Consider the following 222-nt stretch of genomic DNA (forward strand, 5'->3'; position numbering starts at 1 on the left):
GAGAGCATCTCCTGTTTTATGATGTTGGCCGCCCGACAGGGCATATCCTTTAATTTGAGATAGTGGTAAACCCCTTTGGGAACCAGAAAAGCATAAGCCCCATCGTCTACCCCGATATTGTCCAATGCAGCCCGAACCTCTTGCTGACTATTGAGAAATATCATATGATGATAAGCCATGCGTCCTCCTGCTTCTCGCAGATCAAAAGTCTAAGCCCTGTGC

Source organism: Syntrophomonas sp. UBA5494, assembly GCF_002426325.1.